This window comes from Stenotrophomonas sp. LM091 (assembly GCF_001806305.1).
Classification (GTDB): Bacteria; Pseudomonadota; Gammaproteobacteria; order Xanthomonadales; family Xanthomonadaceae; genus Stenotrophomonas; species Stenotrophomonas bentonitica_A.
Window position 1 is genome coordinate 1,324,466 of the sequence record NZ_CP017483.1, and the last position, 17,904, is coordinate 1,342,369.

Below are 17,904 nucleotides of genomic sequence, written 5' to 3' on the forward strand. Positions count from 1 at the left end.
CGGGCTGTTCGCAGCAACAACAACGAACGCGCGGGGCGATCAGTCGTCGTTCTTGGACATGTCTTCGTCGGCGACGACTTCGGCAGCGGCCCATTCCAGTGCTTCACGCTCGGCACGCTCGCGCTCGGCCTTCTCGACTTCGTCGATCAGGGCGTTGTCGATCTTGCGGGCGGCAATTTCGCGCAGCGCCAGCACGGTCGGCTTGTCTTCGGTTTCGCTGTTGTCCAGGGTGGCCTGGACGCCATTGGCCAGCTGACGGGCGCGCTTGGACGCCATCATGACCAGTTCGAAACGGTTGTTCACGACTTCCAGACAATCTTCTACGGTGATGCGGGCCATGCGGGCTCCCGGCAGCCGGTGAGGGCTGCTCAATCGAATGAGGGAAAGGGGACGGATTGTACCGGCCGGGGCTGGACAAAATCAAGCCAACCGGCTAGCACCCCGTTGAGAATCAGTCAGTTGTGGCCGGGTCCTGGGTCAGCAGGGCCTGGATGAGGCCCGCGTGGCGGACCTTCTGGGCCTCCCGGCGCAGGCGGCTGGCCGTGAAGATCGCGCACAGCTCGTCCACCGCGGTCTCGAAGACCTCGTTGACGATCACGTAGTCGAAGTCGTTGAAGTGCAGCATCTCTTCACGCGCGGCGGCCAGGCGCTGGGCGATCACCGCCTCGCTGTCCTGCCCGCGCTTGCGCATCCGGTCCTGCAGCGCCTGTCTGGAGGGCGGCAGGATGAACACGGTGACCGTGCCCGGCACCAGCTGGCGGACCTGCTGGGCGCCCTGCCAGTCGATCTCCAGCAGCACGTCCTGGCCAGCCGCCAGCTGCGGCTCGACCGACTGCCGCGCGGTGCCCTTCCAGTCGCCATGTACCCAGGCATGCTCGAAGAAGTCACCGGCGGCGATCATCTTTTCGAACTCGGCGGCGCTGACGAAGTGGTAGTGCTCGCCGTTGATCTCACCCGGGCGGGTGGCGCGCGAGGTGAACGAGATCGACAGCGCGATCTGCGGGTCACGGGCCAGGGTGGCGTTGACGATGCTGCTCTTGCCGGCCCCGGAGGGCGCGGCCACGATGTACAGGGTGCCGCGCGCGGGCTCGGCGGCCGGAGGGGTCTGGCTGCTCATTCGATGTTCTGCACCTGTTCGCGGATCTGGTCGATGAGCACCTTCAGCTCGACGGCGGCATTGGAGGTACGGCTGTCCACCGACTTGGAGCCCAGCGTGTTGGCCTCGCGGTTGAATTCCTGCAGCAGGAAATCCAGGCGGCGGCCGACCGGCTCGCGCTGCTTGAAGACCCGGCGGATCTCGGCGATGTGGCTGCCCAGGCGGTCCAGTTCCTCATCCACGTCCAGCTTCTGCAGCCACATCACCAGCTCCTGCTCGGCACGGCCGGGATCGACCGGGTGCGGCAGATCGGCCAGGCGGGCCGACAGCTTGGTGCGCTGGCCTTCACGGATCAGCGGAATCAGCGTGGTGACCTCCGCGGCGATGCGCTCGATGCTGTCCACGCGCTCCTGGATCGCGGTGGCCAGCTTGTCGCCTTCACGCTCGCGCGCGGCCACGAAGCCATCCAGGGCGGTATCCAGCAGGGCCAGGGCCTCGGCATGCAGCGCGGCGGCATCCACTGCCTCGCCCTGCATCACGCCCGGCATCTGCAGCAGTTCGGTAAAGCTCACCTGCAGGCTGGGGAAGCCGGAGGACAACCGGGTGGCCAGCTCACCGAGCTGGCCCAGCAGCGCATCGTTGACCACCAGGGCACCGGTGACGTCCGGCGCACGCAGGCGCATGACCAGATCGATCTTGCCGCGGCTGCAGCGCGAAGCGACGCGCTCGCGCAGTTGCGGCTCCAACGCACGCAGTTCTTCAGGCAGGCGCACGCCGACCTCCAGGAACCGGTGGTTGACCGAGCGCAGCTCACAGGCCAGCGTCCCCCAGCGGGTGGCGCGCTCGCCGTTGGCGTAGGCGGTCATGCTTCGAATCATGCGGGTTTCCGGTGCTCTCAAAGTGCAAATGGTACCCTAGCGGTCTCCTTAGAGCCTCCTCGCCCGCCGGTCTCCGGCCCGGGCGTGGCCCCGCATCCCCCGTCTTACCGGAACTTGAGCATGACTGATTCCCGTCCCAGCGGCCGCCAGGCCGACCAGCTGCGCGAAGTGCGCATCGAGCGCGCCTTCACCCGTCACGCCGAGGGCTCGGTCCTGGTCAGCTTCGGGCAGACCCGCGTGCTGTGCACGGCCAGCGTGGAAAACCGCGTGCCGGGCTTCCTGCGTGGCAAGGGCGAAGGCTGGGTGACCGCCGAGTACGGCATGCTGCCGCGTTCGACCCACACCCGTAACGACCGCGAAGCCGCCCGCGGCAAGCAGGGTGGCCGCACGCTGGAGATCCAGCGCCTGATCGGCCGTACCCTGCGTGCCTGCATCGACCGCGGCGCGCTCGGCGAGCGCACCATCACGCTCGATTGCGACGTGCTGCAGGCCGATGGCGGCACCCGCACCGCGGCCATCACCGGTGCCTACGTGGCCCTGGTGGATGCGGTGAACTTCCTGATCAAGCGCGGCGACATCAAGCGCAACCCGATCTTCGGCGCGGTGGCGGCGGTGTCGGTCGGCGTGTACCGCGGCACCCCGGTGCTGGATCTGGATTACGCCGAAGACAGCGACTGCGATACCGACATGAACGTCGTGATGAACGACGGTGGCGGTTTCATCGAACTGCAGGGCACCGCCGAAGGCCACGCCTTCCGCCGTGATGAACTGGATGCGCTGCTGGTCCTGGCCGAAAAGGGCATCAAGGATCTGTTCGCTGCGCAGCAGGCGGCCCTGGCCAAGGCATGAACCGTCGTATCGCCCTGACCACCCTGGTAGTGGCCGACTACGACGAGGCGATCGCCTGGTACACCGGCGCGCTGGGCTTCAGCCCGATCGATGACATCGACCAGGGCGACAAGCGCTGGGTGGTGGTCGGTCCGGCCGACGGCAACGCGGCAGCCCTGCTGCTGGCACGCGCCAGCAACGACGAACAGCGCGCGCGGATCGGCAACCAGACCGGCGGCCGGGTCGGTTTCTTCCTGAACACCGATGATTTCTGGCGCGATCACGCGGCAATGACCGCGCGTGGCGTGGTCTTCCTCGAAACCCCACGCGAAGAGGTCTACGCGACGGTCGCGGTGTTCCGCGATCTGTACGGCAACACGTGGGACCTGCTGGAGCCCAAGCAATGAAACTGGTACTGGCCAGCGGCAACGCCGGCAAACTGAAGGAACTGCAGGCCATGCTCGGCGGCCTGCCGCTGGAGATCGTGGCGCAGGGTGAACTGGGCGTCAGCGACGTGCCGGAAACCGGCCTGACGTTCGTCGAGAACGCGCTGATCAAGGCACGCCACGCCTGCCAGAGCACCGGCCTGCCGGCGCTGGCCGACGACTCCGGCCTGATCGTGGACGCGCTCGACGGCGCGCCCGGCCTGTACAGCGCGCGCTATGCCGGCAGCCCGACCAACGATGCGGCCAACAACGCCAAACTGCTCGAGGCGATGCGCGAGGTGCCGGCCGAACGCCGCACGGCCCGCTTCTACGCCGTGATCGTGCTGCTGCGCCATGCCGATGATCCGCAGCCGCTGATCTGCGAAGGCAGCTGGGAAGGCGTGATCCTCGACGAACTGCGTGGCAGCCACGGCTTCGGCTACAACCCGCTGTTCCTGGACCCGGTGCTGGCCCAGACCGCGGCCGAAATGGCGCCGGACCTGAAGAACGCGATGAGCCACCGCGCCAAGGCCCTGCAGCTGCTCAAGCAGAAACTGCCCGCCCTGCTCTGATGTCACACGACCACTGCTCCCACCTGCCCGGCGAAGCCTGCGCCGGCGATCACGATCACGCCCCGCCGCTGGTGACGCCGCCGCTGGCGCTGTACGTGCATCTGCCGTGGTGCGTGCGCAAATGCCCGTACTGCGATTTCAACTCGCACGCGGCCAAGGGCGAACTTCCGTTCGATGCCTACATCGACGCACTGATCCGCGACCTGGACCAGGATCTGCCGCTGGTCTGGGGACGGGTGGTGAGCAGCGTGTTCTTCGGTGGCGGGACGCCGAGCCTGTTCCCGCCCGAAGCGATCGACCGCTTCCTGCAGGCCGCCTCGGCCCGGCTGCGCTTCGCGCCGAACCTGGAAGTGACCCTGGAGACCAACCCGGGCACCGCCGAGCATGGCCGTTTCGATCGTTACCGCGCCGCCGGGGTGAACCGGATCAGCTTCGGGATCCAGACGTTCAACGACGAGGCGCTCAAGCGCCTGGGCCGCATCCACGACAGTGGCGAGGCCGAGCGCGCAGTGAAACTGGCGCAGGACGCCGGCTACGACAACTTCAACATCGACCTGATGTACGCGCTGCCGCAGCAGACGCTGGCCCAGGCCGAGCATGATCTGGAGCGCGCCTTCGCGCTGCAGCCCACGCACCTGTCGCATTACCAGCTCACGCTGGAGCCGAACACCGTGTTCTTCGCGCGGCCGCCGCAGGGGATTCCCGACGAAGATTCAGCGTGGGACATCCAGGAGCACTGCCAGCGCCTGCTGGCCGAGGCCGGCTACGCGCAGTACGAAGTCAGCGCCTACGCCAAGCCGGGCCGGCAGAGCCAGCACAACCTCAACTACTGGCGCTTCGGCGATTACCTGGGCATCGGCGCCGGTGCGCACGGCAAGATCAGCAGCGGTGCCGAACAGCACGTGCTGCGCCGATGGAAGCACAAGCATCCGCAGGCCTTCATGGACACTGCCGGCACCCTGGCCTCGATCGGTGGCGACGATGTGATCAGCGCCGAACGCCTGCCGTTCGAGTACATGCTCAACCTGCTGCGCCTGCACGAGGGTTTCGGGCTGAAGGATTTCGAATCGCGCACCGGCCTGGACCGCGCGCAGATCGCCGCGCCGCTGGGCGTGGCCGTGGCCAACGGCTGGATGACCGTCAGCGGCGATCGCGCCACCCCGACCGAACTGGGCCGGCGCTTCACCAACGATGTCGTCGAGCTGTTCCTGCCCTGAAGGCACGACACCCCCCTGCAGTGCCGGCCGCTGGCCGGCTCCCCACATCCCCCTGTAATGCCGGCTGCTGGCCGGCTCCCCACACGCCCCGGTAGTGCCGGCCGTTGGCCGGCGCCAGACCTCCCGACGGGCCGTTATGGCAGGCATCCGGCGAAACCGTTAGATTCCGTGTTCTCAGGGGAGCTGGAAGCACATTGGATGTCTGCGCCCGCACTTTCGTCGTCCCAGCCCGACATGACGCGCTTTACGGACGTGGCCGCACCACCGCGCGTGCGCCGCCTGCTGGCCGCGTTGCACGCGCTGGCGGTACAGACCCTCACCACACCGCTCAGACTGACCATCGTGGAACTGGAGCGCGAGCTGTTCCGCGACGCCGAGCGCGCGCGCAACAGCCAGATCCAGGCCGACATCTTCGCCCAGGCCCGCCAGCTGCACGAGGTCAACGCGCAGTTCGGCCCGCGCTTCCTGGACGCCCTCGGTGACCGCCTGGCCACCCTGCGCGGGCCGCGCCATACCCAGCGCATCGTGCCAACCGAGGTGTCCGTGTCGGCGACCGCGCTGACCCTGGTCAACGACACCGACGTGGACCGCGACATCGTGCTGGTGGACATCATCCGCCGCGAGGCCCAGCGCTCGGCCACCGCCCTGCAGCTGTTGGGCCAGCGCTTCGGCGTGCTTGCCGCCGGCCCGGCCTTCGATGTCGATGACCTGCCGTTCGGCCCGCAGGCCTTGTGCCGGATCGTGCGCGAGCTGGGCGAGCAGTTCGCGCTCGGGCTGGAAACACAGCTGGCGCTGTACCGCGTGTTCGACCGCCAACTGCTGGAGCGGCTGGGCGAACTGCTGGAGCGCGCCAACATCCTGCTCGCGCACGAAGGCGTGCTGCCCGGGCTGGTCTACACCCCGTACCTGGCGCGCTCGGCCACCACCCGCCGGATCATCACCGGGCCCGAGCGCGGCCTGCCTGGCGCGCGCGGCGGCGCCGCTGCCGCGCGGCCCTTGACCGCCTGGAACGGCAGCGCCCCCAGCGCGGGCTGGGCGGCGATGACCCAGGCGGCAATGGCGCCGCCGGCCGCGGGGCCGGCCCATGGCATGTCCAACGGCGACGCAGCAGCGCCAGGTCCAGCAGCCGCCGCGTCTGCATCGGCGCCAGCCACCAGTGCCCCGCCTGCGGCGACCGATCTCGGCGCACCGGCTATGTCAGCCCTGCACCAGATGCTCGGTGCCGCCCGCCAGGCGCACGCCGCAGGCACCGTGCCGGGCGGCGATGCCATGGCCGCTCAGGCTGTCGCCGCGACGACCGGCGCGCCCACGCCCGCCGCCGACAACGCGTTTCTCGCCCCGGACGCCCCCCCGGCATTGGCGGTTCCCGCCGAAGCGGTGCATGCCACGCTGGCGCGCCTGCAGAGCCAGGCCATTCCCCCCGGCGGCGGCCGCCGCAGCATGGCCGACCTGCACAACGCCCTGCTCGCCCAGGTCCGCGCCGACCATGGCGCGCACGCGGCCCTGACCGTCAAGGACAGCGACACCTTCGACCTGCTCGACATGCTGTACGGGCAGATCCAGCGCGAGGTGCGGCCCGAGGCCGTGGCCGCCGACCTGCTGACCCGCCTGCAGGTACCGGTCGCCCGCGCGGCCCTGACCGATCCGGCCTTCTTCGTGCGCGACCAGCACCCGGCGCGGGAACTGCTCAACGCCGTGGCCGAGGCCGGTGCCAACTGGCTGGGCGAGGAGGATGTGGACCCGCTGCTGGTGCAGAAGCTCGGCCACGCGGTCGATCAGGTGGTGAACGACTATGACGGCGATGTGGCGGTGTTCGACACCGCCAACGAAGAGATCCAGCAACACTTTCGCGCGCTGGCCCACAAGGCCGAACTGGCCGAGCGTCGTCATGTCGAAGCCGCCCGCGGCAAGGAGCGACTGGAGGCGGCCAAACAGCAGGCCAGCGCCAGCATCGAGCAGCTGTGCACGCAGGCCGCGCCCCCGCGCTTCGTGCAGGCGCTGCTCAAGCAGGCGTGGTCGGATGTGCTGACCTTGACCCTGCTGCGCAACGGCGAAACCTCGCCGCAGTGGCAACAGCGCCAGCAGGAAACCACCCGGATCGCCGAGGTCACCTGCCTGGCCCCGGGCGCAGGCGCGCGCGATGACGCGCTGGGCAACGAGGTCGAGGCCGCCCTGCTGCAGGTCGGCTATCACCAGGATGAAGCAGCCGCGATCGCGCGTCGCCTGTCCACGCCGGGCGGCGAGGACGACAGCAGCTCGCGCACCGAACTCACCGCGCGCCTGCGCGCGCGCACCCGGCTGGGCGAACAGGCCGACGCCGGCGACCCGCGCAAGGTCGCCCCGCTCGCGCGCAGCACCGCAGAAGACGATTGTTACCGCCAGTTGCGCACACTGCCGTTCGGTACCTGGTTCGAGTTCACCACCAACCAGCAGGGCGACGTCCGCCGCCAGCGGCTCTCGTGGTACAGCCTGATCACCGACAACGCCCTGTTCGTCAATCAGCGCGGGCAGAAGGTTGGCGAGCATTCGCTGGACGCACTGGCCCGGCTGATGGCACACGGCCAGGTGCGGATCGTCACCGAAGACAAGGGCCGGCTGATCGACCGCGCCTGGCAGGCCACCCTGCGCACGTTGCGCTCGCTGGCCGGCAGCCCCGTGGAGAACGCTGGATGACCACGCCCGATACCCGCCGCGCACCGCGCCGCCAGGTGACCGAGCTGGTGCCCGTCACCGACCTGATGGCCGAGACCGTGATCGGCCGGCTCGGCAATGTCTCCGAAACCGGGATGTTGATGCTGGCCTCGGTGCCGATGCACGAGGACGCGCTGTACCAGCTGCACTTCGCCATTCCCGGCCCGCAGGGAGAGCCACTGCGGATCGACGTGGGCGTGCACCTGCTGTGGAGCGAGCAGACCCATGCGCCGGGCCAGGCCTGGGTGGGTTTCCGCTTCCTGACCCTGGCACGCGACGCACGCGAACAGCTGCGCCACTGGATCGCCGAGGAAACTTCGGCAGTCTGAGCGCCGGTTCCGGCACAGCGCCCGCGGGCGGATTGCGGCAGAATCCAAGGCTGCATTCCGCACTGCCAGCGAGCTTCATGCCATGAACCAGCCAGACCTCGGCGCCCTGTATTCCCACCACGCCAGCGTCATGCGCCAGCGCGCCGACGAAGCGCTCGCGCGTGGCGGCTTCGATCATCTGGTGATTCCCAGCGGCACCCAGCATTACCAGGCCTTCGATGATCGCGACTACCCGTACGCGGTGAATCCGAACTTCAAGGCGTGGCTGCCGCTGACCAAGCTGCCCAACAGCTGGCTGGTGTACACCCCGGGCCAGCGCCCGAAAGTGATCTTCTACCAGCCGTTCGACTACTGGCACGTAGTGCCGGATGCGCCGAACGGCTGGTGGGTCGAGCATGTCGATATCGAGATCATCCGCAAACCCGACGATGCGCTGGCACTGCTGCCCAAGGACGCGGCCCGCTGCGCGATTCTCGGCGAGCCGCAGAGCGCGCTGGGCGCGTTCGTGCCGAACAACCCGGCGCCGGTCATCGATTACCTGGACTGGCAGCGCGGCTACAAGACCCCCTATGAAATCGCCTTGATGCGCGAAGCGCAGCGGTTGGGCGTGCGCGGTCATCGTGCCGCCGAGGCGGCCTTCCGCGCCGGCGCCAGCGAATTCGAGATCCACATGGCCTACTGCCGGGCGGTCGGCCAGGATGCCAATGAGCTGCCGTACGGCAACATCATCGGCCTCAACGAGCATGCCGCAGTGCTGCACTACACCGACCTGGGCCGCAGCGCGCCGACCCCGCTGCGCAGCTTCCTGATCGACGCCGGCGCCAGTGCCTACGGGTACGCCAGTGACATCACCCGCACCTATGCGGCCAGCGGCCACGACGAATTCCAGGCCCTCATCGACGCGGTGGACGCGGCCCAGCAGACGATGGGCGCGGGCGTACGCGCCGGGGTGGATTACAAGCAGCTGCACATCGATGCGCACCTGTCGCTGATGGGCATCCTCAAGGACTTCGGGGTGCTCAACGTCTCGCCGGAAGCAGCGTTGGCCACCGGCGTGAGCGCGGCCTTCTTCCCGCACGGCCTGGGCCATCTGATCGGCCTGCAGGTGCACGACGTGGCGGGTTTCGCGGCCAGCGACCGCGGTGGCCGCATCGAGCGCCCGCAGGGTCACCCGTACCTGCGCATGACCCGCGCGCTGGAGCCGGGCATGGTGGTCACCATCGAACCAGGCGTGTACTTCATCGACATGCTGCTGGACGAAGTGAAGCAGGCCGGCCACGGGGCCAGCGTCAACTGGGACCGCGTGGACTTCTTCCGCCCGTACGGCGGCGTGCGCATCGAGGACGAAGTGCTGTGCACCGAAGCCGATGCCGACAACCTGACCCGCCCGGTGTTCGCGGCCGCCAGCTGATCCGACATGCAGGTGCCGACCCACGGTCGGCACCTGCGCGACATCGCGGTAGTGCCGGCCCCTGAAGCGGATCAGCGCTTGGCCATCTCGTCTTCCATCTCATCGGCACTGCGCGCCAACGCAGCGGTGAGCACCTGATGGCCGTCCTCGGTGATCAGCACATCATCTTCGGTACGAATGCCGATACCGCGCCAGCGCGCTTCCACGCTGCGGTCGTCCGGTGAGACATACAGGCCCGGCTCGATGGTGAACACCATGCCCGGCTCCAACATCCGCGAATCCCCCGCCAACCGGTAATCGCCGACGTCGTGCACGTCCAGGCCGAGCCAGTGCCCGGTCTTGTGCCGATAGAAACGCTGGTAATGCGCTTCGGCGATGTTTTCTTCCAGCGTGCCCTTGAGCAGGCCCAGCCGCAGCAGCCCCTCGGTCAGGGTTTCCACCGCAGCCAGATGACCGGCCTCATAGGCATTGCCCGGGCGCGCCTGCGCCAGTGCCGCGGCCTGCGCGGCGCCGACCAGGTCATGCAGCGCGCGCTGCTCGGCACTGAAACGGCCGTTGACCGGGAAGGTACGGGTGATGTCGCTGGCGTACCCGCGGTACTCGGCACCGGCATCGATCAGGACCAGCTCGCCGTCCTGCGCGCGCGCGTTGTTGTCGCGGTAATGCAGGATGCAGCCGTTGGCACCGGCACCGACGATGCTGCTGTACGCCGCACACGCATCATTGGCGCGGAACACCCGCTCCAGGTCGGCCTGCAGCTCGTACTCGTGGATGCCCGGCCGCGCCGCGTGCATCGCGGCGCGATGCGCCTGCACGCTGATATCGGCAGCGCGCTGCATCACGGCGATTTCCGCCGTGGATTTGAACAGCCGCTGTTCGTGCAGCAGGTGGCCCAGTTCCAGGAATTCATGCGGCGGCTGCGCGCCATGCCGCACCTGCGAACGCACGCGGTTGACCCAGCCGATCAGCTTGAGATCGAACTCGGCATCGCGGCCGAAGTGGTAGTACACCCGCGAGCGCCCTTCCAGCAGGCCGGGCAGGATGTCGTCCAGATCGTCGATCGGGTACGCATCGTCCATGCCGTAGTGCGAGACCGCCCCTTCCTGGCCGGCGCGCGCGCCATCCCAGGCTTCACGGTCGGCGTCGCGCTCGCGGCAGAACAGGATCACCTCGCCATGGCGACGGCCCGGGATCAGCACCAGCACGGCCTCCGGTTCCGGGAAGCCGCTCAGGTACCAGAAATCGGAGTCCTGCCGGAACGGGTAATGCGTATCCAGGCTGCGCACCCGCTCGGCGGCGGCCGGCAGCACCAGGATCGCGTCGTCGCCGGCCATCTCCATCAACTGCTGGCGGCGACGCGTGTATTCGGCGGCGGAGATGCCGGTCAGCTGCCGGATATCCATCTCAGTTCAGGCGCTGCCGATGGCGCGCCGCCATGACGCAGTCGCCGTGCAGGAGCAACACCGCCACGCGGATGAACTCCTCGATCTCGGCCAGCGCGTCTTCGTCATCGTCGTTGCCGCTTTCGAAGTCTTCGCTGGAGGCCTGCGCCAGTTTGGCCAGATCGGTCAGCGCCTCGTCACCCTCTTCGGACAACGCCGGGCGGTTCTGCCCGGAGCCCAGCCCGAACCCGCCCAGGAACGCACGCGCCCAGGTGAACAGGGCATCGGCCTGGGTGGCGGTATCGCTGGCATCGCTGAGCAGCAGTTCGAACGCGAAATCGCGGTCTTCCAGCTGCGCCACGCTGGCATCGAGCAGGCGTGCCAAGGCATCGCCCTCGGCCGGGGTCGGCAGGTTGTCATCGGCCAGCACGCGGGCGGGCCATTCACGCACCGGCGCACCGCCGGCAGACAGCCAGCCGCACAGGCCACCGTGCAGTTCAGCGGCGCTGGCGCCCAGGCCCAGGGCCTGGCTGGCCTGGTTTACGTCGTCGACACTCGGGAGTTCGGTCATCTTGGGGCTACGGTTTGTGAGCGCCACAGTGTACCAATCCACCCGTGTCCGCCGGGTTGCGATGGCCGTCCCCGCGGCCGGCCCCGGCACCCTGGGGGCGACCGCCCCCAGGCCCCGTCATTATTCGCTTGACCGCCCCGTCCGCCCTTGCCTATCGTGCCGGTCATGGAACCCGCCGACGCCATCGCCCAGTTGCAGGCCTTCGCTGCCCGCGTGGAGGCGTTGCTTGAGCGCAACCAGCGCCTGGCCGACGAGAACCGCAGCCTGCGCCATCAGCAGGAACAACTGGTGGCCGAGCGCTCCCAGCTGCTGGCCAAGAACGAGCAGGCCCGCTCCCGGGTCGAAGCGATGATCACCCGCCTCAAATCCCTGGAGCAGCACACATGAGCCAGACCGAACCGGTCAGTGTCCGCATCCTGGACCGTGAATACACGGTGGGCGTGGGCGCGGAGGAACGGGAGAGCCTGACCGCCGCCGCCCGGCTGCTGGACGCCAAGATGCGCGAGATCCGGGGCAGCAACAGGATGGCCGCGGTGGACCGCGTCGCGGTGCTGGCCGCGCTGAACCTGGCCCACGAGCTGCAGCAGCTGCGCGATGAGCACGCCCGCCAGGCGATCGCGCTGCAGCAGACGCTGAGCGATCTCAACCGCCGCCTGGATCGGGCGTTCGACAGCGCCGGGTGATCCACGGGCGTGGTTCCACGCCATTCGATTGCACACCTGCATCGCGTGGTCTTCATCGATCTGAATTGATGTGCAATTCGACCGACGAACGGACTGGTCGAATTGCCCAGGAAGGCTATAATCCTCGTCGCGTTCTCTGCTGTGAACGACGGCGTGTGCAAACATTCGCCTTGTCCCTTAATTACGACCACGGGTGCGCGACGGCGCCGGGAGTGCAAGTCCGCCTTGTAGCGGGAAGCCCGATGGAACCCCAGCGTACCCACTTGAACCCCGGGTTCAAGGTCGTTTCGCATGCATCGTCACGGCGGAGAATGCAATATTCCAGCAAGAGCGGCGTTCCCCTGGGACGTCGCTCTTGTTTTATCCGCTTCCCCCGCACGCTCCGGACCCAGGCATGACCGACCCGCGCTCCGCACTGCGCCAGCAGCTGCGCCAACGCCGCCGCGATCTCCCCGCCGCCGTGCGCCTGGCCGCCGCCGAGCAGTTGGCCGATGCCCTGCTCGCCCTGCCGTTCGCGCCTGCCCAGGGGCATGTTGCCGGGTACTGGGCGATGGATGGCGAGATCGCACTGCACCGCTGGCAGATGCAGTTGCCCGCCGGCCTGACCTACTGCCTGCCGGTGCTGCACGAGCAGACGCTGCGCTTCGCGCCATGGCGCCCGGGGCAGGCGCTGACCGCCAACCGCTTCGGCATTCCCGAACCCGACCTTTCGCTGGACGACACCCTCGCGCCGGAACAGATGGCGCTGGTCGTCGCGCCGCTGGTCGGTTTCGACGCGCAGGGCCGCCGGCTGGGGATGGGAGGCGGCTGGTATGATCGCAGCTTCGCATTCCGCCACCAGCGCCCGGCGCCGCCGTGGCTGGTCGGGGTCGGCTTCTCGGTCCAGCAGGTCGATGACCTGCCGGTACAACCGTGGGACGTCGCGGTGGATGCGATCTGCACCGACGTCTCCACCCTTGTCTGCGTACCGACCAACGGTCGGCACCGACCGTAATCAAAGACTCCGCATGACCGCACGCAAGCGCTACTGGCTGATGAAGTCCGAACCGGACGCCTTTTCCATCGATGATCTGCAGCGCGTGGGCCGCGAGCCCTGGAACGGCGTCCGCAACTACCAGGCGCGCAATTTCATGCGCGATGGCATGAAGGTCGGCGACGGGGTGATGTTCTACCACTCCAACACCAAGGTGCCGGGCATTGTCGGGCTGGCCACGGTAGCCAGCGAGGCCTACCCGGACGACACCCAGTTCGACCCCAGGTCCGATTACTACGACCCCAAGGCGACCCGCGAAGAACCGCGCTGGATGCTGGTGGACGTGGCGTTCGAGCGCAAGCTGCGCGACACCATTTCGCTGGACGAGATCAAGCTGCACGCCGATGCGCTGGGCGAAGGGTTCCCGCTGACCGCGCGCGGCAACCGCCTCTCCATCCTCCCGGTGACCGCCGCGCAGTGGAAGCTGCTGCTGTCGCTGGAAAAGCACTGATTCCCTTTCCTCCAAGAGTTGCCCGCCATGTCCGAAGCCAAACGCCTCGCCGCTGAAAAAGCCATCGAATACGTCGAAGACGGCATGATCGTCGGCGTCGGTACCGGCTCCACCGTTGCCTACTTCATCGACGCCCTGGCCAGGATCCAGCACCGCATCAAGGGCGCTGTCTCCAGCTCGGACCAGAGCACCGCGCGCCTGAAGCAGCACGGCATCGAGGTGCTCGAGCTCAACCACACCGGCAACCTCTCGCTGTATGTGGACGGTGCCGACGAATGCGATGGCAACAAGAACCTGATCAAGGGCGGCGGCGCCGCGCTGACGCGTGAGAAGATCATCGCCGAGGCCAGCGAGCGCTTCGTGTGCATCATCGACCCGAGCAAGCAGGTCAAGGTGCTGGGCAGGTTCCCGCTGCCGGTGGAAGTGATCCCGATGGCACGCAGCCTGGTCGCCCGCCGCATCATGGACATGACCGGCGGCCAGCCGGCCTGGCGTGAGGGCGTGGTCACCGACAACGGCAACGTGATCCTGGACATCCACCACCTGGAGATCACCGATCCGGTCAAGCTGGAGCGCGAGCTCAACCAGCTGCCCGGCGTGGTCAGCGTTGGCCTGTTCGCGCGCCGCCCGGCCGATGTGGTGATCATCGGCGGCGAGCCGCCGGTCGTGATCTGACCCCCGTGGCCGGCGCCCGCGCCGGCTGCCCCAACGAGGCAATCCCATGTCCCTGTCGCGCCTGCTGCCCCTGCTTCTGCTGCTCACCCTGGCCGGCTGTGCCAGCACCAACGCCCGTCACTGGGTGGAGTTGGACGGCAACCGCTACCACGTCGAACTGGCCACCAATGACGACACCCGCGCCCGCGGGCTGATGTTCCGCGACCAGATGCCGGAGGACCACGGCATGCTGTTCATCCATGAACGCGAAGAGCTGCAGGCGTACTGGATGAAGAACACCAAGATCGCCCTGGACATCCTGTACTTCGATGCACAGCGCCGCCTGGTCAGCCAGCAGCGTGACGTGCCACCGTGCTCGGCCGGTGACCGTTGCCCGCCCTACCCCAGCAGCGAGCCGGCCCGTTACGTGCTGGAACTCAATGCCGGGCAGGCCGAAAAGATGAAGCTCAAGGACGGTACCGAACTGAAGTTCGGCCCCGGCATCGCCGACGGTAAATAAAAGGGACCCGATAAACGCGCCGCGCCCTTGAATCGCGGCGCGTTTGTCGCCAGTCTTGTCCCATGCAGGGGCAGATCACATTGCCGACGTGGGAATCGCTGGCCGAGCTGGATGACGAGGCGCTGCCTTTGTTGCCGACCGCGCTGCTGATCGCCCGGGACGAATACCCGGACCTGGACCCTGCCGTCTACGACGCGGTCCTGCAGAGCCACGCCGACCACCTGCGCACCGAGATCGCCACGATCGACATGTGGCCGCTGAAGATCGCCGCGGTCAACCGCCATCTGTTCGACGAGCTCGGCTACAGCGGCGACCATGGCGAATACTACGACCCGCGCAACAGCTATCTGAACCAGGTCTTCGAGCGCCGCCTGGGCAACCCGATTTCACTGGCGCTGGTGCAGATGGAAGTCTCGCGCCGGCTCGGCATCCCGCTGGACGGGGTCTCCTTCCCCGGCCATTTCCTGGTGCGCCTGCCGCTCAACGACGGCGTGCTGGTGATGGACCCGTTCAACGGCGGCCGCCCGCTCGGCGTGGAAGAACTGCGCGAACGCGCCCGCTCGCACCTGGGCGGTGAAGTGCCCGACGACGATGTGCTGGCACAGATTCTGGACCCGGCCCCGGCGCGCGCGATCCTGATGCGGATGCTGCGCAACCTGCATGGCGTCTATGTGGAACGCGGTGAATGGGACCGTGCCGCGCGCAGTGCCGACCGCCTGCTCAAGCTCGCTCCGGAACAGGACGATGCCCTGCGCGACCGCGGCATGGCCTACCTGCAGCTGGACTACGAGGCGGGCGCGCGCAACGACCTGGGGCTGTACCTCAAGCGCAATGCCAAGGCCAGCGACGCCCAGTACGTGCGCGAGAAGCTGGTCAGCCTGGGTGGCGCGGTGCCGCGCCTGCATTGAAAGGCGCCATGACACGGCGCCGGCCCGGCCTCAGTCGACTTCGACCATCTCGAAATCGTCCTTGGTCACGCCACAGTCCGGGCACGTCCAGGTATCGGGAATGTCTTCCCAGCGCGTGCCCGGGGCGATGCCCTCTTCCGGCAACCCGTCTTCTTCCCGGTACAGGAAGCCGCAGACAACGCACATCCAGGTGCGGAAGGTGGTGGCGGTAGCGTCGGTCATCGGATAATCACGGCAGGACAAGAGCTGACAGCGCTCATTGTCCCACTCCCGTTGCGCTACCGGTAGCCATTGATGAATCACGCTTCAGCCCCCACGCCGCCCCGCGGCGTCTACCTCATCACCCCCGACGAACCCGATACCGCACGATTGCTGGCGCGCACCGCGCCGCTGTTGGCGGCCGGCGCCACCTGGCTGCAGTACCGCAACAAGACCGCCGATGCCGCCCTGCGCCTGCAGCAGGCGACCGCGCTGCAGGCGCTGTGCGCGCCGCACGGCGTGCCATTGATCATCAATGACGACCCGGCGCTGGCCCATGCCGTGGGCGCCGCTGGCGTGCACCTGGGCGGCACCGACGGCGACATCGGCGCGGCGCGCGCCCTGCTGGGCCCCGACGCCATCATCGGCGCGTCCTGCTACGACCAGCTGGCCAATGCCGCACGTGCCGTGGCCGAAGGGGCCAGTTATGTGGCCTTCGGCGCGTTCTTCCCCACCACCACCAAGGTCACCGCCAGCCGTGCCACGCCGGACCTGCTGCGGCAAAGCGCCGCACTGGGCGTGCCGCGGGTGGCGATCGGCGGGCTCAGCCCGGACAATGTGGGTCCCATCATCGCGGCCGGCGCCGACCTGGTGGCCGTGGTCAGCGGCATTTTCGCCGCCCCCGACCCGGTTGCCACCCAGCGCGCCTTCCTCGCCCAGTTTCCGTAAGACCCAGGACACCCCATGAACCACGACCAGTCCCACGCCCTGTTCACCCGCGCCCAGAAACTGCTGCCGGGCGGCGTCAACTCGCCCGTGCGCGCGTTCAAGTCGGTCGGCGGCGAGCCGTTCTTCGTGCAGCGTGCCGATGGCGCGTACCTGTACGACGTGGACGGCAACCGCTACATCGATTACGTCGGCTCCTGGGGCCCGATGATCGTCGGCCACAACCACACCGCGGTGCGCCAGGCGGTCAAGCAGGCGATCGGCAACGGCCTGTCCTTCGGTGCGCCGTGCGAAGCGGAAGTGACCATGGCCGAAACGCTGACCCGGCTGGTGCCGTCCTGCGAGATGGTGCGCATGGTCAACTCCGGTACCGAGGCCACGCTGTCGGCGATCCGGCTGGCGCGCGGCGCCACCGGCCGCACCCGCATCGTCAAGTTCGAAGGCTGCTATCACGGCCACGGCGATTCGTTCCTGGTCAAGGCCGGCAGCGGCATGCTGACCCTGGGCGTGCCGACCTCGCCGGGTGTCCCGGCTGGCCTGAGCGAACTCACCCTGACCCTGCCCTACAACGATTTCGAGGCCGCCACCGCGCTGTTCGCCGAACAGGGCGAGCACATCGCCGGCCTGATCATCGAGCCGGTGGTCGGCAACGCCAACTGCATCCCGCCGCGCGAGGGCTACCTGCAGCACCTGCGCGCGCTGTGCACGCAGTACGGCACGGTGCTGATCTTCGATGAAGTGATGACCGGCTTCCGCGTGGCCCTCGGCGGCGCGCAGGCGCACTACGGCGTCACCCCGGACCTGACCACCTTCGGCAAGATCATCGGCGGCGGCATGCCGGTGGGGGCCTATGGCGGCCGCCGCGAGCTGATGTCGCAGATTTCCCCGGCTGGCCCGATCTACCAGGCGGGCACGCTCAGCGGCAATCCGGTGGCGATGGCCGCGGGCCTGGCGATGCTGGAACTGGTGCAGGAACCGGGCTTCCATGATCGCCTGAGTGCCGCCGCTGCGCGCCTCTGCGCCGGGCTGGAAGCCGCGGCGGCCGAGGCCGGCGTGGCGGTGACGACCACCCAGGTCGGCGCCATGTTCGGCCTGTTCTTCACCGACCAGAAGGTGGAAACCTACTCCCAGGCGACGGCGTGCGACATCACCGCGTTCAACACCTTCTTCCACGCGATGCTGGAGCGCGGTGTGTTCCTGGCCCCCTCGGCCTACGAGGCCGGCTTCCTGTCCAGCGCCCACGACGACAGCATCATCGATGCGACCATCGAGGCCGCGCGCGAAGCCTTCAAGCTCGTCAAAGGCTGATGGGAGGCGGCAGGTGACGACCG

General features: G+C 68.2%; 22 protein-coding genes and 1 other RNA gene. 17 read left to right on the forward strand and 6 right to left on the reverse strand.

Annotated features, from left to right (window positions below; translation table 11 throughout):
• Positions 1-39: 39 nt before the first annotated feature.
• From rpoZ to BIZ42_RS05820, 3 genes are all read right to left on the reverse strand, one after another.
• The gene (gene rpoZ / locus BIZ42_RS05810; RefSeq protein WP_005410877.1) at positions 40-339 is read right to left on the reverse strand and encodes a DNA-directed RNA polymerase subunit omega; all 300 of its coding nucleotides are present in this window, start codon (positions 337-339) and stop codon (positions 40-42) included.
• A gap of 112 nt (positions 340-451) precedes the next feature.
• The gene (gmk, locus tag BIZ42_RS05815; protein ID WP_046274013.1) at positions 452-1,117 is read right to left on the reverse strand and encodes a guanylate kinase; all 666 of its coding nucleotides are present in this window, start codon (positions 1,115-1,117) and stop codon (positions 452-454) included.
• The gene (locus BIZ42_RS05820) at positions 1,114-1,974 is read right to left on the reverse strand and encodes a YicC/YloC family endoribonuclease (RefSeq protein WP_019183867.1); all 861 of its coding nucleotides are present in this window, start codon (positions 1,972-1,974) and stop codon (positions 1,114-1,116) included. The genes gmk and BIZ42_RS05820 overlap by 4 nt, the downstream gene beginning before the upstream one ends.
• A gap of 120 nt (positions 1,975-2,094) precedes the next feature.
• Between BIZ42_RS05820 and rph the strand changes: the two genes are divergently transcribed.
• The 7 genes from rph (at position 2,095) to pepQ (ending at position 9,447) form a co-directional block, all read left to right on the forward strand.
• Positions 2,095-2,823 (forward strand): ribonuclease PH, encoded by a 729-nt coding sequence (gene rph, locus BIZ42_RS05825; RefSeq protein WP_070425832.1) that lies wholly within the window; start codon positions 2,095-2,097, stop codon positions 2,821-2,823.
• Entirely contained in the window at positions 2,820-3,209 is a 390-nt protein-coding gene (locus BIZ42_RS05830) for a VOC family protein (protein ID WP_070425833.1), read from the forward strand. Before rph ends, BIZ42_RS05830 begins: the two co-directional genes overlap by 4 nt.
• Positions 3,206-3,799, forward strand: a complete 594-nt coding sequence (gene rdgB / locus BIZ42_RS05835; RefSeq protein ID WP_019183864.1) for an RdgB/HAM1 family non-canonical purine NTP pyrophosphatase — start codon at positions 3,206-3,208, stop codon at positions 3,797-3,799. Before BIZ42_RS05830 ends, rdgB begins: the two co-directional genes overlap by 4 nt.
• Positions 3,799-5,016 (forward strand): radical SAM family heme chaperone HemW, encoded by a 1,218-nt coding sequence (gene hemW, locus BIZ42_RS05840; RefSeq protein ID WP_237393562.1) that lies wholly within the window; start codon positions 3,799-3,801, stop codon positions 5,014-5,016. Before rdgB ends, hemW begins: the two co-directional genes overlap by 1 nt.
• Positions 5,017-5,250: 234 nt before the next feature.
• Positions 5,251-7,689, forward strand: coding sequence for a DUF1631 domain-containing protein (locus BIZ42_RS05845; protein ID WP_070425834.1), 2,439 nt, complete (start codon positions 5,251-5,253; stop codon positions 7,687-7,689).
• Positions 7,686-8,036, forward strand: a complete 351-nt coding sequence (locus BIZ42_RS05850; protein WP_019183861.1) for a PilZ domain-containing protein — start codon at positions 7,686-7,688, stop codon at positions 8,034-8,036. The genes BIZ42_RS05845 and BIZ42_RS05850 overlap by 4 nt, the downstream gene beginning before the upstream one ends.
• Before the next feature lie 82 nt (positions 8,037-8,118).
• Positions 8,119-9,447 carry a Xaa-Pro dipeptidase gene (gene pepQ / locus BIZ42_RS05855; protein ID WP_070425835.1) on the forward strand — a complete coding sequence of 443 codons (1,329 nt, stop codon included), beginning with the start codon at positions 8,119-8,121 and terminating at the stop codon, positions 9,445-9,447.
• Between the two features lie 71 nt (positions 9,448-9,518).
• Here the strand turns inward: pepQ and BIZ42_RS05860 are convergent, their stop codons facing one another.
• Positions 9,519-10,844, reverse strand: coding sequence for an aminopeptidase P N-terminal domain-containing protein (locus BIZ42_RS05860; RefSeq protein WP_070427457.1), 1,326 nt, complete (start codon positions 10,842-10,844; stop codon positions 9,519-9,521).
• 7 nt (positions 10,845-10,851) lie between these two features.
• Positions 10,852-11,400: a UPF0149 family protein gene (locus BIZ42_RS05865; RefSeq protein ID WP_019183858.1), complete on the reverse strand. Its 549-nt coding sequence runs from the start codon at positions 11,398-11,400 to the stop codon at positions 10,852-10,854.
• 165 nt (positions 11,401-11,565) lie between these two features.
• On the opposite strand from BIZ42_RS05865, the gene BIZ42_RS05870 reads away from it, so the two are divergent.
• The 8 genes from BIZ42_RS05870 to BIZ42_RS05905 all read left to right on the forward strand — a co-directional run bounded on the left by BIZ42_RS05870 (position 11,566) and on the right by BIZ42_RS05905 (position 15,649).
• Complete coding sequence (locus BIZ42_RS05870) at positions 11,566-11,787, forward strand: TIGR02449 family protein (protein ID WP_019183857.1); 222 nt, start codon at positions 11,566-11,568, stop codon at positions 11,785-11,787.
• A complete protein-coding gene (locus BIZ42_RS05875) occupies positions 11,784-12,083 on the forward strand; it encodes a cell division protein ZapA (protein WP_019183856.1) in 300 nt (99 codons plus the stop codon). The genes BIZ42_RS05870 and BIZ42_RS05875 overlap by 4 nt, the downstream gene beginning before the upstream one ends.
• A 130-nt stretch (positions 12,084-12,213) precedes the next feature.
• A non-coding RNA gene (ssrS, locus tag BIZ42_RS05880) (6S RNA) lies at positions 12,214-12,398 on the forward strand.
• A 79-nt stretch (positions 12,399-12,477) separates the two neighbouring features.
• Positions 12,478-13,077 carry a 5-formyltetrahydrofolate cyclo-ligase gene (locus BIZ42_RS05885; protein WP_070425836.1) on the forward strand — a complete coding sequence of 200 codons (600 nt, stop codon included), beginning with the start codon at positions 12,478-12,480 and terminating at the stop codon, positions 13,075-13,077.
• Between the two features lie 13 nt (positions 13,078-13,090).
• Complete coding sequence (locus BIZ42_RS05890) at positions 13,091-13,567, forward strand: EVE domain-containing protein (protein ID WP_070425837.1); 477 nt, start codon at positions 13,091-13,093, stop codon at positions 13,565-13,567.
• A 27-nt stretch (positions 13,568-13,594) separates the two neighbouring features.
• Positions 13,595-14,242 carry a ribose-5-phosphate isomerase RpiA gene (gene rpiA / locus BIZ42_RS05895; protein WP_070425838.1) on the forward strand — a complete coding sequence of 216 codons (648 nt, stop codon included), beginning with the start codon at positions 13,595-13,597 and terminating at the stop codon, positions 14,240-14,242.
• Positions 14,243-14,288: 46 nt separating this feature from the next.
• Entirely contained in the window at positions 14,289-14,741 is a 453-nt protein-coding gene (locus BIZ42_RS05900) for a DUF192 domain-containing protein (protein ID WP_070425839.1), read from the forward strand.
• Between the two features lie 62 nt (positions 14,742-14,803).
• On the forward strand, positions 14,804-15,649 hold the full coding sequence (locus BIZ42_RS05905; RefSeq protein WP_019183851.1) for a tetratricopeptide repeat protein: 846 nt from the start codon (positions 14,804-14,806) through the stop codon (positions 15,647-15,649).
• A 30-nt stretch (positions 15,650-15,679) separates the two neighbouring features.
• Here BIZ42_RS05905 and BIZ42_RS05910 read toward each other — a convergent pair whose 3' ends face one another.
• Entirely contained in the window at positions 15,680-15,871 is a 192-nt protein-coding gene (locus BIZ42_RS05910; RefSeq protein ID WP_037553342.1) for a rubredoxin, read from the reverse strand.
• 72 nt (positions 15,872-15,943) lie between these two features.
• Here BIZ42_RS05910 and thiE point away from each other — a divergent pair, with 72 nt between their 5' ends.
• Both thiE and hemL read left to right on the forward strand, forming a co-directional pair.
• The gene (gene thiE / locus BIZ42_RS05915; RefSeq protein WP_070425840.1) at positions 15,944-16,576 is read left to right on the forward strand and encodes a thiamine phosphate synthase; all 633 of its coding nucleotides are present in this window, start codon (positions 15,944-15,946) and stop codon (positions 16,574-16,576) included.
• A 15-nt stretch (positions 16,577-16,591) separates the two neighbouring features.
• Complete coding sequence (hemL, locus tag BIZ42_RS05920; RefSeq protein ID WP_070425841.1) at positions 16,592-17,881, forward strand: glutamate-1-semialdehyde 2,1-aminomutase; 1,290 nt, start codon at positions 16,592-16,594, stop codon at positions 17,879-17,881.
• Positions 17,882-17,904: the final 23 nt, after the last annotated feature.

Coding starts and splice junctions, on each gene's coding strand:
- rpoZ (WP_005410877.1), bottom strand. CDS start 339: ATGGCCCGCATCACCGTAGAAGATTGTCTGGAAGTCGTGAACAACCGT.
- gmk (WP_046274013.1), bottom strand. CDS start 1,117: ATGAGCAGCCAGACCCCTCCGGCCGCCGAGCCCGCGCGCGGCACCCTG.
- BIZ42_RS05820 (WP_019183867.1), bottom strand. CDS start 1,974: ATGATTCGAAGCATGACCGCCTACGCCAACGGCGAGCGCGCCACCCGC.
- rph (WP_070425832.1), top strand. CDS start 2,095: ATGACTGATTCCCGTCCCAGCGGCCGCCAGGCCGACCAGCTGCGCGAA.
- BIZ42_RS05830 (WP_070425833.1), top strand. CDS start 2,820: ATGAACCGTCGTATCGCCCTGACCACCCTGGTAGTGGCCGACTACGAC.
- rdgB (WP_019183864.1), top strand. CDS start 3,206: ATGAAACTGGTACTGGCCAGCGGCAACGCCGGCAAACTGAAGGAACTG.
- hemW (WP_237393562.1), top strand. CDS start 3,799: ATGTCACACGACCACTGCTCCCACCTGCCCGGCGAAGCCTGCGCCGGC.
- BIZ42_RS05845 (WP_070425834.1), top strand. CDS start 5,251: ATGACGCGCTTTACGGACGTGGCCGCACCACCGCGCGTGCGCCGCCTG.
- BIZ42_RS05850 (WP_019183861.1), top strand. CDS start 7,686: ATGACCACGCCCGATACCCGCCGCGCACCGCGCCGCCAGGTGACCGAG.
- pepQ (WP_070425835.1), top strand. CDS start 8,119: ATGAACCAGCCAGACCTCGGCGCCCTGTATTCCCACCACGCCAGCGTC.
- BIZ42_RS05865 (WP_019183858.1), bottom strand. CDS start 11,400: ATGACCGAACTCCCGAGTGTCGACGACGTAAACCAGGCCAGCCAGGCC.
- BIZ42_RS05870 (WP_019183857.1), top strand. CDS start 11,566: ATGGAACCCGCCGACGCCATCGCCCAGTTGCAGGCCTTCGCTGCCCGC.
- BIZ42_RS05875 (WP_019183856.1), top strand. CDS start 11,784: ATGAGCCAGACCGAACCGGTCAGTGTCCGCATCCTGGACCGTGAATAC.
- BIZ42_RS05885 (WP_070425836.1), top strand. CDS start 12,478: ATGACCGACCCGCGCTCCGCACTGCGCCAGCAGCTGCGCCAACGCCGC.
- BIZ42_RS05890 (WP_070425837.1), top strand. CDS start 13,091: ATGACCGCACGCAAGCGCTACTGGCTGATGAAGTCCGAACCGGACGCC.
- rpiA (WP_070425838.1), top strand. CDS start 13,595: ATGTCCGAAGCCAAACGCCTCGCCGCTGAAAAAGCCATCGAATACGTC.
- BIZ42_RS05900 (WP_070425839.1), top strand. CDS start 14,289: ATGTCCCTGTCGCGCCTGCTGCCCCTGCTTCTGCTGCTCACCCTGGCC.
- BIZ42_RS05905 (WP_019183851.1), top strand. CDS start 14,804: ATGCAGGGGCAGATCACATTGCCGACGTGGGAATCGCTGGCCGAGCTG.
- BIZ42_RS05910 (WP_037553342.1), bottom strand. CDS start 15,871: ATGACCGACGCTACCGCCACCACCTTCCGCACCTGGATGTGCGTTGTC.
- thiE (WP_070425840.1), top strand. CDS start 15,944: ATGAATCACGCTTCAGCCCCCACGCCGCCCCGCGGCGTCTACCTCATC.
- hemL (WP_070425841.1), top strand. CDS start 16,592: ATGAACCACGACCAGTCCCACGCCCTGTTCACCCGCGCCCAGAAACTG.